This is a genomic window from Alterluteimonas muca (genome assembly GCF_021191595.1).
Taxonomy (GTDB): domain Bacteria; phylum Pseudomonadota; class Gammaproteobacteria; order Xanthomonadales; family Xanthomonadaceae; genus Luteimonas; species Luteimonas muca.
Window position 1 is genome coordinate 295,076 of record NZ_JAIWPS010000001.1, and the last position, 15,462, is coordinate 310,537.

Annotated in this window: 12 protein-coding genes; all 12 read left to right on the forward strand. The window is 67.7% G+C overall.

Features of this window, described 5'->3' with window-relative positions; genetic code table 11:
- Positions 1–13: 13 nt before the first annotated feature.
- Positions 14–1,234, forward strand: coding sequence for a D-alanyl-D-alanine carboxypeptidase family protein (locus tag LDO11_RS01350; RefSeq protein ID WP_232139928.1), 1,221 nt, complete (start codon positions 14–16; stop codon positions 1,232–1,234).
- 134 nt (positions 1,235–1,368) lie between these two features.
- Entirely contained in the window at positions 1,369–4,185 is a 2,817-nt protein-coding gene (locus LDO11_RS01355) for a type VI secretion system Vgr family protein (protein WP_232139929.1), read from the forward strand.
- Between the two features lie 5 nt (positions 4,186–4,190).
- Entirely contained in the window at positions 4,191–5,057 is an 867-nt protein-coding gene (locus LDO11_RS01360; protein ID WP_232139930.1) for a DUF4123 domain-containing protein, read from the forward strand.
- A gap of 222 nt (positions 5,058–5,279) precedes the next feature.
- Positions 5,280–5,786, forward strand: a complete 507-nt coding sequence (locus tag LDO11_RS01365) for a DUF3304 domain-containing protein (RefSeq protein ID WP_232139932.1) — start codon at positions 5,280–5,282, stop codon at positions 5,784–5,786.
- A complete protein-coding gene (locus LDO11_RS01370) occupies positions 5,773–7,476 on the forward strand; it encodes a T6SS phospholipase effector Tle1-like catalytic domain-containing protein (protein WP_232139934.1) in 1,704 nt (567 codons plus the stop codon). Before LDO11_RS01365 ends, LDO11_RS01370 begins: the two co-directional genes overlap by 14 nt.
- 108 nt (positions 7,477–7,584) lie before the next feature.
- Positions 7,585–8,661 (forward strand): T6SS immunity protein Tli4 family protein, encoded by a 1,077-nt coding sequence (locus tag LDO11_RS01375; RefSeq protein ID WP_232139935.1) that lies wholly within the window; start codon positions 7,585–7,587, stop codon positions 8,659–8,661.
- Between the two features lie 92 nt (positions 8,662–8,753).
- A complete protein-coding gene (locus LDO11_RS01380) occupies positions 8,754–9,032 on the forward strand; it encodes a DUF493 family protein (RefSeq protein WP_129134941.1) in 279 nt (92 codons plus the stop codon).
- 215 nt (positions 9,033–9,247) lie between these two features.
- Positions 9,248–9,928: a lipoyl(octanoyl) transferase LipB gene (gene lipB, locus LDO11_RS01385; protein WP_435574574.1), complete on the forward strand. Its 681-nt coding sequence runs from the start codon at positions 9,248–9,250 to the stop codon at positions 9,926–9,928.
- A 35-nt stretch (positions 9,929–9,963) separates the two neighbouring features.
- On the forward strand, positions 9,964–10,971 hold the full coding sequence (lipA, locus tag LDO11_RS01390; RefSeq protein ID WP_232139938.1) for a lipoyl synthase: 1,008 nt from the start codon (positions 9,964–9,966) through the stop codon (positions 10,969–10,971).
- A 185-nt stretch (positions 10,972–11,156) separates the two neighbouring features.
- Positions 11,157–13,343 (forward strand): carboxy terminal-processing peptidase, encoded by a 2,187-nt coding sequence (locus LDO11_RS01395; RefSeq protein ID WP_232139939.1) that lies wholly within the window; start codon positions 11,157–11,159, stop codon positions 13,341–13,343.
- Between the two features lie 223 nt (positions 13,344–13,566).
- Positions 13,567–14,472 (forward strand): drug/metabolite exporter YedA, encoded by a 906-nt coding sequence (gene yedA, locus LDO11_RS01400; RefSeq protein ID WP_232139941.1) that lies wholly within the window; start codon positions 13,567–13,569, stop codon positions 14,470–14,472.
- Positions 14,469–15,377, forward strand: coding sequence for an EamA family transporter RarD (rarD, locus tag LDO11_RS01405; RefSeq protein ID WP_232139943.1), 909 nt, complete (start codon positions 14,469–14,471; stop codon positions 15,375–15,377). The genes yedA and rarD overlap by 4 nt, the downstream gene beginning before the upstream one ends.
- Positions 15,378–15,462 lie beyond the last annotated feature (85 nt).

Genomic DNA, 15,462 nt, shown 5'->3' on the forward strand with positions numbered 1-15,462 from the left:
GAGTCTGTTGTCCATGAAGTTCCTGTCGCCCTCTTTCCGCCCGACCCTCGTGCTCGCCGCCGCGTTCGCGGTGTCCGCGCTGGGCTTCGCCGTCGCGCAGACGCCGGCCCCTGCGCCGGCACCGGCCGCACTCAGCGACGCCATGCCCGCACCGCCGCCGCCGGCGATCAACGCGTCGGCCTGGGTGCTGATGGATTACGAAACCGGCCAGGTGCTGGCCGGCGAGAACGCCGACCAGCGCGTGGAGCCTGCCAGCATCACCAAGGTGATGACCAGTTACGTCGTGGCCGCGGAAATGGCGGCCGGCAAGGTCTCGGCGACCGACCAGGTGATGATGACCGAGAACGCCTGGCGCAAGGGCGGGGCACGCACCGACGGCAGCTACAGCGGTTTCCCGGTCAACCAGACAGCCTCGCTGCTGGAGATGGAGAAAGGCATGGCGGTGCAGTCGGGCAACGACGCCGCGATCGCACTGGCCGAACACGTGGCCGGCAGCGAGGACGCGTTCGCCGCGCTGATGAACGCCTATGCGCAGCGCATCGGCCTGAAGAACAGCCACTTCGTCAACTCGCATGGCCTGAGCGAGGAGAACCATTACTCCACCGCGCGCGACCTGGCGCTGTTGGGCCGCGCGATGATCCGCGACTACCCCGAGGAGTACGCGCACAACAGCATCAAGGAGATGACCGTCAACGGCATCACCCAGCGCAACCGCAACCTGCTGCTGTGGCGCGACGACAGCGTCGATGGCATCAAGACCGGCCACCACTCCGCCGCCGGTTACTGCCTGATGTCCTCGGCCAAGCGCGGCGACCAGCGCCTGATCGCGGTGGTGATGGGCTCCAGCAGCGAGGCGCAGCGGGCCACCGATTCGCTGGCGCTGCTCAACTGGGGCTTCCGCTTTTTCGAGACCCACACCATCTACGAGGCCGGCACCGCGATCAGCAGCCAGCGCATCTGGAAAGGCCGTGCCGACGAACTGCAGCTGGGGCTGGCGGAACCGCTGACGGTCAGCCTGCCGCGCGGCAAGTACCAGCAGCTGAAGCCGACCATGGACATCCCGGCCACGCTGGTGGCCCCGGTGGAGCAGGGCGCCGCGGTGGGCACGGTGAAGGTCAGCCTCGATGGCGAAGTGATCGCCGAACGGCCGCTGGTCGCGTTGCAGCCGGTCGAACAGGCCGGCTTCTTCAAGCGGCTGTGGCACGAATTCCTGATGTGGTGGAACGCCGACTGAAGTCCGCTGTGCCTTCCCGGTGGCCCGCGTGGCTGCCGGGCAGGTGCCGGCGCGTGACCGCGTCGGCTTGATCTGGCCGCCGCGGATGGCATGATGCGCGGCAGGGGGCAGGATGCCCGCCCGGAGTCACGCGCATGGATGCCATCGCCGCACGCACCGCCCTCGCCCGACTGGCCCGCATCGACGATGCGACGCGGCTGTACCGGCTCGATCTCGCTTCCGATGCCCCGCTGCTGGTCGAACGCTGGCAGGGCGAGGAACGTCTGTCCGACGGTTTCGAGTGGCAGATCGACGTGCTGTCCACCGATGCCGGCCTCGCGCTGGACGGGTGGCTGGGCCGCCCTGCACGCCTGCTGACGCGGCTGGCCGATGGCGGTGAGGCGGTACGCAGCGGGCTTGTGCGCGAAGCGGTGCTGCTGGGCGCCGACGGTGGCCTCGCGCGCTACCGCCTGCACCTGGTGCCGTGGACCTGGCTGCTGACCCAGGGCCGCCACAGCCGCGTGTTCGAGGACCGCAGCGTGGTCGAGATCGTCGAAAGCGTGTTCGCGGGCTATGCGCCGCTGGCGCGCTGGACCATCGGCGACGAGGTGTCGGGGTTTCTCGCCGATGCGCGTCCGCGCAGCTACTGCGTGCAGTACCGCGAGAGCGACTACGCATTCGTCTCGCGCCTGCTGGCAGAGGAGGGCCTCGGCTGGCGCATCGAGGAGGACGCCGAAGCGCCCGCCGGGCACGTGCTGGCGCTGTTCGCCGACAGTGCGCTGCTCCCGCAGGACCCGGACTCGGCCAGGCACGGCGGCATCCGCTTCCATCGCAGCGACGCCACCGAGGCGCAGGACAGCATCCTCGCGATCGGCCGCCACCAGCGGATCGGCAGCGACCGCTTGACCCTGCTGACCGACGACTACAAGCGCAACCGCGCACTTGGCATCGGACTGCCCATGCAGGGCACCGGTGCGGACGTCGCGCTCGAGAATTATGACCCCGTCGGCGCCTACGCCTTCGCGGACGCGCCGGAAGCGCAGCGCTACGCAGGCCTGATCGCACAGGCCGACGAGGCGCAGCGTGATCGCCGGATCGGCCAGGCGACCGCACGCACCCTGCGCGCCGGCACCTGGTTCCGCCTCACCCAGGCCGCGGCCGGCGTCGCCGATGCGGACGAACTGGTGCTGACCGGCGTCCGCCAGCTCGGCATCAACAACCTGCCGGTCGACCTGCGCGAGCAGCTGCGCGATGTACTCGGCGAGGCCGCCGGCAGTGCGGAGCTGCCCTCCGCCCTGCGCGAGCGTGCCGAGGCGGTGGGGTACGCGGCCCAGTTCGATGCGGTACCGCGCGAGCTCCCCTGGCGTCCTGTGCTTGCCGACGCCACCGGTGCGCGCCTGAATCCCCGCCCGACCGCGCCGGGCTACCAGACCGCGATCGTCGTCGACGGCGAGGGCAGCCACACACCTGCCGGTGCGCAGGAAGTGCATTGCGACCGTCTCGGCCGGATCCGCGTGCGCTTCCACTTCATGGGCAACGCCGGCGCCGATACCGCGCGCGCCTCGTGCTGGCTGCGGGTGGCGCAGCGCTACGCGGGCCCGGGCGTGGGCAGCCAGTTCCTGCCGCGCATTGGTCAGGAAGTGCTGGTGGCGTTTCTCGATGGCGACATCGACCGTCCGGTGGTGGTGGGCGCGCTCTACAACGGGCGCGGCGAGGCCGGCGTGCCGGCAACGCCGGGCGGCAGGCCCGCCGAGGCCGACAGCAGCGCCTATGCACAGGCTTCCGATCACCGCCCCAGCGCGCAGGCCAACCTCGCCGGCGGGCATGCACCGCCCTGGCACGGCATGGGCGGTGGCGACGATGCGCATCGTCATGGGGGCGCGCTATGGGGCATCCAGTCGAAGGAGTGGGGCGGCAGCGGCCACAACCGCCTGCTGTTCGACGACAGCGATGGCCAGCTGCGCCTGCAGCTGTCGACCACGCACGCCTGCAGCCAGCTCAACCTGGGCCACCTGATCCACCAGGCCGACAACTTCCGCGGCAGCTTCCGTGGCGAAGGCTTCGAACTGCGCACCGATGCATGGGGCGTGATCCGCGCCGAGCGGGGGCTGTGGCTGAGCGCGTACGGCATCGATGGCGCCTCACCCGCGGGCACCGCCGTCGCACCGGCCGCGCTGCTCGACCAGCTTGCGCGATTGGGCGAGACCTTTTCCCGCGCGGCCACGACCCACCAGACCGTGAAGCTCGCAGCGCACGAAGGCGTGCAGCGCGCCGATCAGTCCAGCCTGATCCCCGACCAGTCGCCCCTGGTCGCATTGCGCACATCGGTACGCACCACCGTGCCCGGCGGCGCATGGGACGAAGCCGCAGGTGCCGCCAGCGAACGCAGCCCGGCCGCCGGCACCGACCGCGTCCCGCATACCGGCGATGCCCTCGTCGGCCTCGCCGCACCTGCCGGCATCGGCCTGATCGCCGGGCAGTCGCTGCACTGGAGCGCCGGCGAAACCATCACCCTCGCCAGTGGCAGCAACAGCAACCTCGCGGTCGCCGGCGACCTGCGCATCCACACCGGCCAGGCGATCGGCGTGCTTGCCGCAGCCGTCGAAGGCCAGACCGAAGTCAACACCCTCAGCCTCGTCAGCGGCGAGGGCGAGCTCGACCTGCAGGCCCAGAACGACCAGGTCCGCATCCGCAGCCGTGACCAGCTCCGGATCATCAGCGCCAACGCCGAAGTCGACCTCGCCGCCGGCAAGACCATTCACCTCGCGACCGCCGGCGGCGCCAGCCTCACCATCGAAGGCGGCAACATCACCATCGCGTGTCCGGGCAGCATCAAGGTGCATGCGGCGAAGAAGAGTTTTGTGGGGCCAACAAAGATGCGCTACCCGTTGCACGTATTCCCGCAGAGCGTCTGCAAGGAATGCCTGCTGCTTGCGGCGCGGCGCGCCGCTCCCTTTACTCCGAAGGGATGAAATGCATGAGCGTTCTGTTTCCCGATAAGGAGTGGCCCGTAGTACAGCCTGTGCAGAGATTCCTTCTGCTTGATGGGGCGCAGTTCACGGGGTTGACCGTGTTTTTAACGCAGTCAACTCTGATCAATGGCTATGTCCGACTATTCGATGGACTCCTGGCCGACCGCTCTGCGGATCCCTCCGTATTCCTCGTGTGGCTGAACGAAGGCGTCTCTTTGCGAGCTCTCTTCCGCCAACTGGCTGGCCTGGCGAAGTACAGCGGAGGAGCCACGGTTCTGGACACGTCTCTGTCACGGATGGAATTGGCGGGACGCCTGACGCGCAGACTGGATGCACGCCTGCCAAACGGGAAGGAATTCATCGCCCGCTTCTATGACGGGCGGGTCCTTCCCCTGCTCCACAACGTCATGACCGGTGCACAGCGCGCGTCATTCTTCGCGCTGGGACGCTCATGGTGGTACGTGATGCCTGAGCGTAGATGGGCGAAGATCGATCTGCTCGAAGAAGATGTCGATCCCTATGTGCCGCCCCTCGCCCTGGATGATCCGCAGCGCCGGCAGCTCATGAACGACAGCTACCCGTACACGCTCATCGACCACTTCAATCTCACGGACCCGGGTCTGATCGCACGCGTTTCACCCGCTGACCAGTACCGCTTTCTGCGTGACACCATGCGTATGGCCGCCAGCTATGGAGTGCGCGATGGACAGCACCTGCATATGGTCTGCACGTGGGCGCTGCTGCTGGGCGAGGACTTCCACCAGGAGCCGGCATGGCAGCAGCGCCTGCGCGACCTGGGGGCCGGACGTCGCACCACGAAGGATATCGTCGACGAGGTCTGGCCAAAGGAGGAGGTGACGTGGGACGAGTGACTGGAAGTCGGCGAATGTTGGGGGAGTTTGCCGCAACGCTGTCCCGAACTGAGTTGGGTTCTCTTTATTCCGTTGAACCGCGACCGTCGCGCATTACGAATCGGCGCGTGACGCACGATGGTCAGCGCCAAGCGGGTGAAGGAAGTTGGAAGCGGTGGGCCACACGACATGACGTGATCAGACAGCCGAGAGTAGAGAGTCCGCCGCAGGAGATGATGGTCGATGGATAGTTCGAAAGCGTTGATTTGGATCGCGCTGCTTGTCACAACAGCTTTGCTGGTGGGTTGTGCGACGGCTCTCGCGAAGAACCGCGAGCAGCCCAGGCCGCTGACCTTGTTTGCATTCAACTACACGGACCGGGCGATCCTCGACATCACGGTCGACGGCATGTGGCTGGGAGACGCGTCTGCCTATACCAACGGAAAATCGGCCATGGGGCCACGCCCGCCCCGTAACCGGAACACACAACACTTCGTAGACGTAACGTGGGACATCTCTGCAAGTTACTACGACCTTGATACGAATAGGTACGTTGATGATGGGGAGCTTGTCAGCAAGCAGGCCCGGGTTGCCCTGAAATTACCTTATCCGGATGATCCGGACGAACTGGTCTTGCATTTCTATCCGGATGGCCGGGTTGAGGCGGAAGTGATCGACCGGAAGGACAACGTTTTCGATTTCAGACGTATTCCGATTCCAGAAGGACACAGAAGACATGGCCGTCGATAACCACGATCCAACCGAAATCCCTGGCCAGGTCGACTTGGAGCCGGGGTCCCCCGATCCCGTTGCAAATGCGGATCCCAATGCCCGCATCGCGCGGATGGCTCGCGGCACCCGCCCGCTCAGCGATGCGGAACTGGCACGCCGCCAGCAGGCGCTGAACTGCGCGATCGTGGGGCCGGACGATGCGGCAGCGGGTTGTACGCAGGTGCTGCACCTGTCGGTGTTCTTTGATGGCACCGGCAACAATCGTGATAAGGAGCTTGGCAAGCCGGTAGATCGGCGTGCATTTTCCAACATAGCAAGACTGCACCGAGCACATATAGACGAGGAGGACAACATTCTTGTCCCCTATGTGCCTGGGGTCGGCACTCCCTTCTCGGAAGTCGGCGACAAGGGAGGAATCAGGGGGCAGGCGATCGGCACCGGTGGTGCGGAGCGCGTGGCGTACGCGCTAGAGCAACTCGACGAGTTGATCGACAAGCAGCCGGCGCAGATGCGGATCCTTGTGGTCAACGTCTCGGTGTTCGGGTTTTCCCGCGGCGCTGCCCAGGCGCGCGCGTTCGTCCGCGATCTGGCCGCACGCTGCGAACGGCAGGCCGACGGCAGCTTCCAGTACCGGCAGGTGCCGTTGCGGGTCGGTTTCCTGGGCATCTTCGATACCGTCTGCTCGGTATGGCGTTTGATGGCCGGCGCGATGATCAACCAGAACAACGGCCACAACCTGTGGGCGCACGATGTGACGCTGCCGTCGCTGGTCGAGCTGTGCGTGCACATGACCGCAGCGCACGAGTTGCGCCCGCAGTTCTCGCTGGACTCGACCCGCGACGGCGCTCGCTATCCGTCGAACACCATCGAGATCTGGTACCCCGGTGTGCATTCCGACGTCGGCGGGGGCTACGACCCCACCCACCAAGGGCGCAAGAACAGCGTCGCCCGGTTTGCGCTGAACGAGTTGTACGAAATGGCCAGGGCAGGGGGCGTGCTGCTGCGAGACATCGGTGATCTGCCCGTTGAAATCAGGGCCGAGTTCGACAGGGACGACGAGAACCTGCGCGCTGCCTACAATGGCTACCTGCAGGCCGTACCCCGGAAGCGCGGGAGGATGGAGGACGTCCAGGCCGCGCACATGGAACTCCTGCATCGCTGGCTGAAGGTACGCGTCGATGCCGGTGGGAATACCGGATCCATGCAGCGCCTGCGTGAACGCGAAGCGGCACTCGATGCCGAACTGCGCACGTTGTCACGTGCGCAGCGGCACCTGCCTGACCCGTATGCAGAGCCCATGATTCAGCGTCCCACGCCTGCGGAGCAGGCAGAATGGAATCGCCTTGATGCGCTGATCCGGGATCGCCGGGACCAACGTGCAGAAGTGCGAAAGCAGCGCCGCGGTCTGGACAGGGAGACGTCTACGCTCGCCCGACGTATGGACAGCCTGCGGCGAAAGCGGGCACGAGGTGGCCGTTTGACGATGAGCGAGCAGGTCATGCTCGCGGCCTGGGAGAATCCCGAGCCATTGCCGGCGGCTGTCGAGGAGTTCTTTGACGGCTATGGGCATGACTCCATCTCGCATTGGTTCACTGGTGACCTCACCGTTTGGCGGACGATCCATTTCGGACGACAGAAATACACGCCGGGAACCGTCGACGTGGTCGATACAGAGTCCACGGCTACCCCCGAGCCGGCGTTGAACTGATGTGTGGTGGAGTACCGTGGGTACGACCATCTGGAGTCGGGGCGGACTCGAGTCAACGGCCCTGCTGATGCCTCGCGACTCCGTTGACTACATGCAGGCTCGCCTTTTTTGATCCACAAGAATCGCGGCTCGCACAAGGCCGGCCGCTTGATCGTGAGGCTCATCCACGCCGCGAGCTGGGTCACTCTCGGTTTCCTTGCGACGGGCTGCACGCAGAACAGCATGGAGCGCCACACGGCGCAGGAGCTGGATGTCCCGATGCACGAGGTGTGTCTCGGCCCGTACCTTGTCGAAGTGCCGGCCGCGCTTGGGCGCGATGCCAGGCAGCTGGACGCAGGCGGCGACGCGACCTTCTACTTCGGGCAGGACGAGAACCTGACCAAGCTGGATGTCACCGTCAGCGACGTCGCCAGCGAGGAGGCATACGCGGCTGCGGTCGATCAGCGGGCGGCGAGGCTTGCGACGCAGGAGCATTTCACCGCGTCCGTCCCGATGCTGGTCGATCGGCAGCGTATCGACCGACATCTGCAGATGATCCAGTCGTACGCAAGTATCGATACCACCATGGCGTTGCGGATCGAACTGCACGCCCTGCGGGGTCGATCGCACGTCGTGCTCGCGGAGACCGCGTTCTCCGAAGACGCCATCGATGCCGTCAAGGCGCGGCTCCTCGCATTCCAAGGGTCACTCGAGGCACAGCACGATGCAGGCACGGCGACCGGGGGCTACTGCATCGGCGATATCCGGGTGGGCCTGCGTGGCGATGAAGAAGAGGGAGAGTTCGTGTACTCAGGCCAGGTGAAAGGCGTGCCAGTGACCCTGCGTTTCGACATCAACACCTTCGGACAGCCGCCAGAGGAGCCTTCGCTCATCCGGCGTGGCGAGGCGAATCTCGAGGGGCTCGGCGTCAAGCCGCGTCGCCTGCGTGCCGGGCGTGTGCTGGTCGCGGGCGATCCGGGTGAGGAGTGGCTGGGGACCTTCGTCGAGGACGGCCGCCGGCTGCACGGGTTCTATGCGGAGAACACCGTCCAGAGGGCGGTGCCAACAGCGCCGCGCGTTCTCGTGAGACTCACGACGGGGCGGGAGGAGGATCCGGGTGGAGCACCGCAGATGGATGATGCGACCGCGGTGGCACTCTGGGACCGGATCGTGCCGACCATCCGCCGGCAGGCTGCCGCACCGTAGATCGCAGACGCAGACGCAGACGCAGACGCAGACGCGGACGCGGGGCGCAGGGCTCCCTTGGAAACCCGCATCGCCGCACCCACAATTGGCCGATGGACATCAGGTCAGACAACCCCGAGCACGGCTTCCAGTTCCCCGGTGTGTTCGAGATCACTGCGATGGGGCCCGCATCGGCGGGGCTGGAGACGGAGATGCCGCGGCTGCTGCAGGCGGCCGGGCTGGTGGTGCTGGAGGAATCGGTACGCAGCCGTGGATCGAGCGGCGGCCGGTTCGTCTCGGTGAAGCTGAGCTTCCGTGCCAACTCGCGGGAGGAATACGAGGCCGCGCATGCCGCCTTGCGTGAGCACCCCGAAGTGAAGTGGACGCTGTGACCGCGATACACCGGGTCCACGTTTCCGGCTGATCCGCGGTTGCACCCGGTGCAAGTTCCATCGCCGCCTGTGCCGGTCCGGGCGCCGGCGATGGTCCTGCCGGATGACGCACCCCGGTGCGGCTGCAGCCACACTCCCGCACGCAGCGGTGCCGGGAAACGCTGTTCCGGAGTTGCCGTCCCGGGCTGCCGCGCGGTACCGGATAATGGCGGACCTTGCCGCCCGACCGTGCTGCCTTGACCGCCACCACCGCCCTTCTTCGCGACCTTGGCCTCCAGCCCTACGAGCCGGTGTGGCGGGCGATGCAGCGCTTCACCGACACCCGCAACGCCGACACCCGCGACGAGTTGTGGGTGGTCGAACACGAGCCGGTGTTCACCCTCGGCCAGGCCGGCAAGTCCGAACACGTGCTGATGCCCGGCGACATCCCGGTGGTCCACGTCGACCGCGGCGGCCAGGTGACCTACCACGGGCCGGGGCAGATCGTGGTCTATCCGCTGCTGGACCTGAAGCGGCTGAAAGTCGGGGTGCGCGAGTACGTCGAGCGCATCGAGCAGGCGGTCATCGACACCCTGGGCGAATGGAACATCGGTGCCGCGCGCCGCGAGGGTGCACCCGGCGTGTACGTCGCCGGCGCCAAAGTGGCGGCGCTGGGCATCCGCGTGCGCCGCGGCTGCACCTTCCATGGCCTGGCGTTCAACGTGGCCATGGACCTCGAGCCGTTTTCGCGCATCAACCCCTGTGGCTACGAAGGGCTGCAGGTGACCTCGGTGCTAGACTTGGGCGGACCTTCGGGCATGGACGCCGTGAAGCCGGTCCTGCTCGACGCACTGGCGTCGCAGTTCGGCCTGCGGCTGGAGCCCGCCGCGGGCCCGCTCGACCTCCAGGCGGCCTGACGCCGCCGACTCCCCCACGACTTCACGAGACGGCCATGACCGAAACCGCCGACCGGACCATCCCCCTGCAGGTGCTCGCACCCGCGGACAGCGGTTTGCAGCCCGGCACCAAGCAACTGGCTGGCGACAAGATCAACCGCTCGCCGGTGCAGTTCGCCGATGTCCCCGTGCTGCGCAAGCCGTCGTGGATCCGCGTGCGCATCCCGTCCAACGGCGCGGTCGCGGCACTGAAATCCAAGCTGCGCGAGAACCGCCTGGTCACGGTGTGCGAGGAGGCCAGCTGCCCGAACATCCATGAATGCTTCGGCCACGGCACCGCCACGTTCATGATCCTGGGCGAGGTCTGCACCCGCCGCTGCTCGTTCTGCGACGTGGCCCACGGCCGGCCGAAGCCGCCGGATCCGACCGAGCCCTTCAGCCTTGCCAGCACCGTCGCCGACATGGGCCTGAAGTACGTGGTGGTCACCTCGGTCGACCGCGACGATCTGCGCGATGGCGGCGCCCAGCACTTCGTCGACTGCATCGCGGCGATCCGCGCACGCACGCCGTCAACGCGGATCGAGATCCTCACCCCGGATTTCCGCGGCAAGGGCCGCATGGAGCGGGCGCTGGAGATCCTCGCGCAGAACCCGCCGGACGTGTTCAACCACAATGTCGAGACCGTGCCCGAGCTGTACCGCAACGTGCGCCCGGGCGCCGACTACCAGTGGTCGCTGACCCTGTTGCAGAAGTTCAAGGCCCAGCACCCGTCGGTACCGACCAAGTCCGGGATCATGCTCGGCCTCGGCGAGACCATGGAGCAGGTGCAGGGCACCCTGCGCGACCTGCGCGCGCACGACGTGGACATGGTCACCATCGGCCAGTACCTCCAGCCGTCGGCGCACCACCACCCGGTGCTGCGCTACTGGACGCCCGAGGAGTTCAAGGCACTCGAGGAATACGGCATGGGGATCGGCTTCAGCCATGTGGCGTCGGGCCCGCTGGTGCGGTCCTCGTACCACGCCGATCGCCAGGCGATGGAAGCAGGCGTCGCGGCCGCCTGATCGCCCCCGCGTGTCCCCTGCGGGGCGTAACCAGCGTTCACCTGCGGGCGACTGGCCGCGGTTAGAGTGAATCCGCGTCATGACGTGGGTCCGTGCCTGCAACTTTCGGCACTGGATCGCGTCTATCGAGCGTCCACACTGCAGTGACGGACCGCCCTCGCGGCCGGCCAGGAACGAGTCCATACATGAAAGCAAGTCGCCTGATCTCCGCCGCCCTGATCGCCGTCGCGCTGTCGGTGCCGCTTGCGCTGATGGCCCGGGCCGAGGGCGAGTCGGCGATCCCGGCATCGCCCAGCGTCGACCAGGTGCGCACCGCGCAGCTGGTGCACGGCCTGCTGTCCGACAGCCGCTATGCCTACCGCCCGCGCCCGCTCGATGCCGAGATGGAGCGCGACATCGTGCGCCGTTATCTCGAGGCGCTCGACTCCGGGAAGATGTTCTTCACCGCCGCCGACGTGGCCCGTTTCGAGCCGCTGGCGCCGGAACTGGGCATGGCGGTGCGCAAGGGGCAGCTCGAGCCGGCCTTCGCCATTTTCGCGCTCTACAAGGAGCGCGTGGCCGAGCGCGTCGAACATTCACGCGAGCTGCTCAAGCAGGACATCTTCGACTTCACCGGCGACGACCGCTGGGAGTACGACCGCAAGGATGCGCCGTGGCCGGCCGACAAGGCGGAGCTGGATGCCGTGTGGCGGCAATCGGTACGCAACGACTGGCTGCGCCTGCAGCTGGCAGGCCGCGAGCCGGAGCAGATCCGCGAGACGCTCGACCGCCGCTACCGCAACCTCGCCAACAACGTCGCCCAGCTCAATGGCGAGGACGCGTTCCAGAGCTTCCTCAACGCCTACACCGCGTCGATCGATCCGCATACCGACTACTTCAACCCGCGCAGCACCCAACTGTTCAACCAGAGCATGTCGCTGTCGCTGGAGGGTATCGGCGCGCAGCTGCAGCGCCAGGACGACGTGATCGTGATCCGCGAACTGATCGCCGGTGGCCCGGCGGCGCTGAGCGGCAAGTTCCGCGTCGGCGACCGCATCGTCGGTGTCGGCCAGGGCACCGATGGGGCGGTCGAGGATGTGGTCGGCTGGCGCATCGACGACGTGGTCGAGAAGATCAAGGGTCCGAAGGACACCCAGGTGCGGCTGGAGGTCATCCCCGCCGAGGCCGGCATGGACAGCGAGCCGGTGCAGATCGTGCTGACGCGTGCGCGCGTGCGCCTGGAGGAGCAGGCCGCCAAGTCCGAGATCATCGAGATCCCGGGCAATGGCGATGCCGCCGATACGCGCGTGGGCGTGATCAAGCTGCCGGCGTTCTACCAGGACTTCCAGGGCCGCCGGAACCGCGATGGCGACTACGCCTCGGCCACGCGCGACGTGGCCAGGCTGCTCGAGCAGTTCAAGGCCGATGGCATCGACGGCGTGGTGCTGGACCTGCGCAACAACGGCGGCGGTTCGCTCAACGAGGCGGTCGAGCTGACCGGGCTGTTCATCGACACCGGCCCGGTGGTGCAGGTGCGCGAGTCCGGCGGCCGGGTGAGTGTCGAAGCCGACCGCAACCCGGGCGTGGCCTGGGAAGGTCCGCTGGCGGTGCTGATCAACCGGGGCTCGGCCTCGGCGTCGGAAATCGTCGCCGGCGCGATCCAGGATTACGGGCGCGGGCTGGTGATCGGCGAGACCACCTTCGGCAAGGGCACCGTGCAGAACCTGGTTGATCTCGACCGCTGGCCCGGCAACGAGCAGCAGCGTTTCGGCTCGGTGAAGCTGACCGTGGCGCAGTTCTTCCTGCCCGGTGGCAGCAGCACCCAGAACCGCGGCGTGGTGCCGGACGTGATGTTCCCGGTGACCGTGGATGCCAGCGAGTTCGGCGAGAGCACGAACGACAACGCGCTGCCGTGGACGCGCATCGCCGCGGTGCCGCACACCCGTTACGGCGACTTCGCGCCGCTGCTGCCGCGCCTCAACGTGCTGCACGAGGCGCGCATTGCCGAGGACGCGGAATTCAGCTGGTGGGTGGAGGACGTCGAGGAGTTCCGTGCCGAGCGGGCGAAGAAGTACGTGGTGCTCAACGAGGCCGAGCGTCGCGCCGAGCGCGAACGCCAGGAGCAGAAGCGCCGCGACCGCCAGGCGCAGCGTCGTGAACTCGGCCTGCCGCTGGATCCGCTGGCCGAGGACACCGACGACGGCCTGTTCGCCAACGAGCGCGACATTGCGGTGGACACCGCTCGCGAGAAGGCCGCCGAGGAACGTCCGGATCCGCTGCTGCGCGAGTCGGCGGCGATCCTGGCCGACGCGATGCACCTGCTCAATACCGATCGCCACCTGCAGGCGAAGGTGCTGCCGGAATCCACGCGCCCCAACAGCTGGGCGCACTGACACCAGGCTGATGTGATGCCGGACGCCGCCGCAGGGCGGCGTCCGCGTCTGGTGGTCGGTGAGGCCGCTGCCCGGCGACGACGGGCATTCAACGGCCGCTCCCGGAAAAACTTGCGCGTCACGGTGTACGCAGTGTCCCGCCCTCGGCACGGGCAACGGCGTAACATGTCGCGCCGGCCACGCCGGTGCGGTCCCTCCCTCCCCCAGCCAATCCGGATCTCCCATGAGTGCGCCGCCGCTCGTGTCGCGCGACGTATCCCCGCTCGCCGTCGTGTTCGCCCTGGCTCTGGTCTATGTGATCTGGGGTTCCACCTATCTCGGCATCAAGTTCGCGCTGGAGGGCGGTTATCCGCCGCTGCTGATGGCGGGCATCCGCTTCGCCATCGCCGGCAGCGTGCTGTATGCGTTCCTGCGCTGGCGCGGGGTGCCGGCACCCACCCGCACGCAATGGCGCAACGTGGCGTTCATGGGCGTGCTGCTGCTGGGCCTGGGCAACGGGCTGGTGTGCATCGCGGAACAGACGGTGTCGTCCGGGCTGGCCGCGGTCGCGGTGGCGTCGGCGCCGTTGTGGATCGGCCTGTTCTCGGCCATGCACGGGCAGCGGCCGCGGCAGCTGGAATGGCTCGGCCTGGGCATCGGCTTCGTCGGCGTGCTGTGGCTCAACGCCGGCAGTTCGCTGACCGCCGAGCCCACGGGCCTCATCGCACTGCTGATCGCGCCGGTGGCCTGGGCCTACGGCTCGGTCTGGAGCCGCGGCCGCGACCTGCCGGCGCCGTTCATGACCGCCGCGGCGCAGATGCTGTGCGGTGGCGCGGCCATGCTGGTGGCCGGCGCGCTGCTGGGCGAGCGCTTCACCACGATGCCCACGCTGCAGGGCACGCTGTCGGTGGCCTACCTGCTGAGCTTCGGTTCGATCATCGCCTTCAGCGCCTATATCTGGCTGCTGCACCACGTGCGCGCGACGCTTGCCGGCAGCTATGCCTACGTGAATCCGGTGATCGCGGTGGTGCTGGGCGCGTGGCTGGCGGCGGAACGCTTCAGCGCGCACGACATCGGCGCGATGCTGGTGATCCTCGCCGGCGTGGTGGCGATCACCCTGGCGCGCACGCGCGCGGCGAAGCCGGCATGACCCCGGTCCACGACCGCCGCGCGTTGTGGATCGCGGTCGCGGCCTTCGTCATCTGGGGGCTGATGCCGCTGTACTGGCATCTGCTCCGGCACGTGCCCTCGCTGCAGATCGTGCTCCACCGTGCGGTGTGGTGCGCGATCCTCGTCGCCGCGTGGCTCACCGTGAGCCGCGGGCGGGGCTGGCTGCGCGAGGTGGTCGCCCAGCCGCGGCTGGTGGCGATGCTTGCCGCTTCGGGACTGCTGATCGCCGCCAACTGGAGCCTCTACGTGTGGGCGGTCAACAGCGGGCACGTGGTCGAGGCCAGCCTCGGCTACTTCATCAATCCGCTGCTCAACGTGGTCATCGGCGTGCTGTTCCTGCGCGAGCGGCTTTCACTGCCGCAATGGGTGGCCGTGGCGCTGGCCGCCGGCGGCGTGCTGTGGCTGACCTTCAACTACGGCAGCTTCCCCTGGATCGCGCTGTGCCTGGCGGGCTCGTTCGCCATCTACGGGCTGATCCGCAAGTTTGCCGCGGTCGAGGCGGTGCAGGGGCTCGGCGTCGAGAACCTGTTCGTGTTCGGCCCGGCGGTACTGGTGCTGGCGTGGCTGGAGTGGTCGGGCAGCGGCGGGTTCTTCTCGCTGCGCTGGGGCGGCTGGACCGACGTGCTGCTGGTACTGGGCGGCGCGCTGACCGCGATCCCGCTGATCTGCTTCGCCTACGCGGTGCGGCGGGTGCCGCTGACCGTGGTCGGCCTGCTGCAGTACATCGGCCCGACCCTGCAGCTGCTGCTGGGGGTGTTCTTCTTCGGCGAGCCGTTCGGCATCGACCGCGCGGCGGGTTTCGCCTTTATCTGGGCAGGGCTGGCGGTGTTCGCGATCGACGGTTACCTGCAGGCGCGACGGCGCATCGTCGCGCAGCAGCTGTAGCGGCAGCCTGGCAGGGCCGGACGCCGCATCCGGCAGCCGGGACGAGGGCCTGCCTGCGACCGTCCCGGATGCGCTGCGCCTGGCC

Bases quoted from the DNA above. Each gene is read 5' to 3' on its own strand.
- yedA (WP_232139941.1), top strand. From the start codon at position 13,567: ATGAGTGCGCCGCCGCTCGTGTCGCGCGACGTATCCCCGCTCGCCGTC.
- LDO11_RS01355 (WP_232139929.1), top strand. From the start codon at position 1,369: ATGGATGCCATCGCCGCACGCACCGCCCTCGCCCGACTGGCCCGCATC.
- LDO11_RS01370 (WP_232139934.1), top strand. From the start codon at position 5,773: ATGGCCGTCGATAACCACGATCCAACCGAAATCCCTGGCCAGGTCGAC.
- LDO11_RS01350 (WP_232139928.1), top strand. From the start codon at position 14: ATGAAGTTCCTGTCGCCCTCTTTCCGCCCGACCCTCGTGCTCGCCGCC.
- LDO11_RS01380 (WP_129134941.1), top strand. From the start codon at position 8,754: ATGGACATCAGGTCAGACAACCCCGAGCACGGCTTCCAGTTCCCCGGT.
- rarD (WP_232139943.1), top strand. From the start codon at position 14,469: ATGACCCCGGTCCACGACCGCCGCGCGTTGTGGATCGCGGTCGCGGCC.
- LDO11_RS01365 (WP_232139932.1), top strand. From the start codon at position 5,280: ATGGATAGTTCGAAAGCGTTGATTTGGATCGCGCTGCTTGTCACAACA.
- LDO11_RS01360 (WP_232139930.1), top strand. From the start codon at position 4,191: ATGAGCGTTCTGTTTCCCGATAAGGAGTGGCCCGTAGTACAGCCTGTG.
- lipA (WP_232139938.1), top strand. From the start codon at position 9,964: ATGACCGAAACCGCCGACCGGACCATCCCCCTGCAGGTGCTCGCACCC.
- LDO11_RS01395 (WP_232139939.1), top strand. From the start codon at position 11,157: ATGAAAGCAAGTCGCCTGATCTCCGCCGCCCTGATCGCCGTCGCGCTG.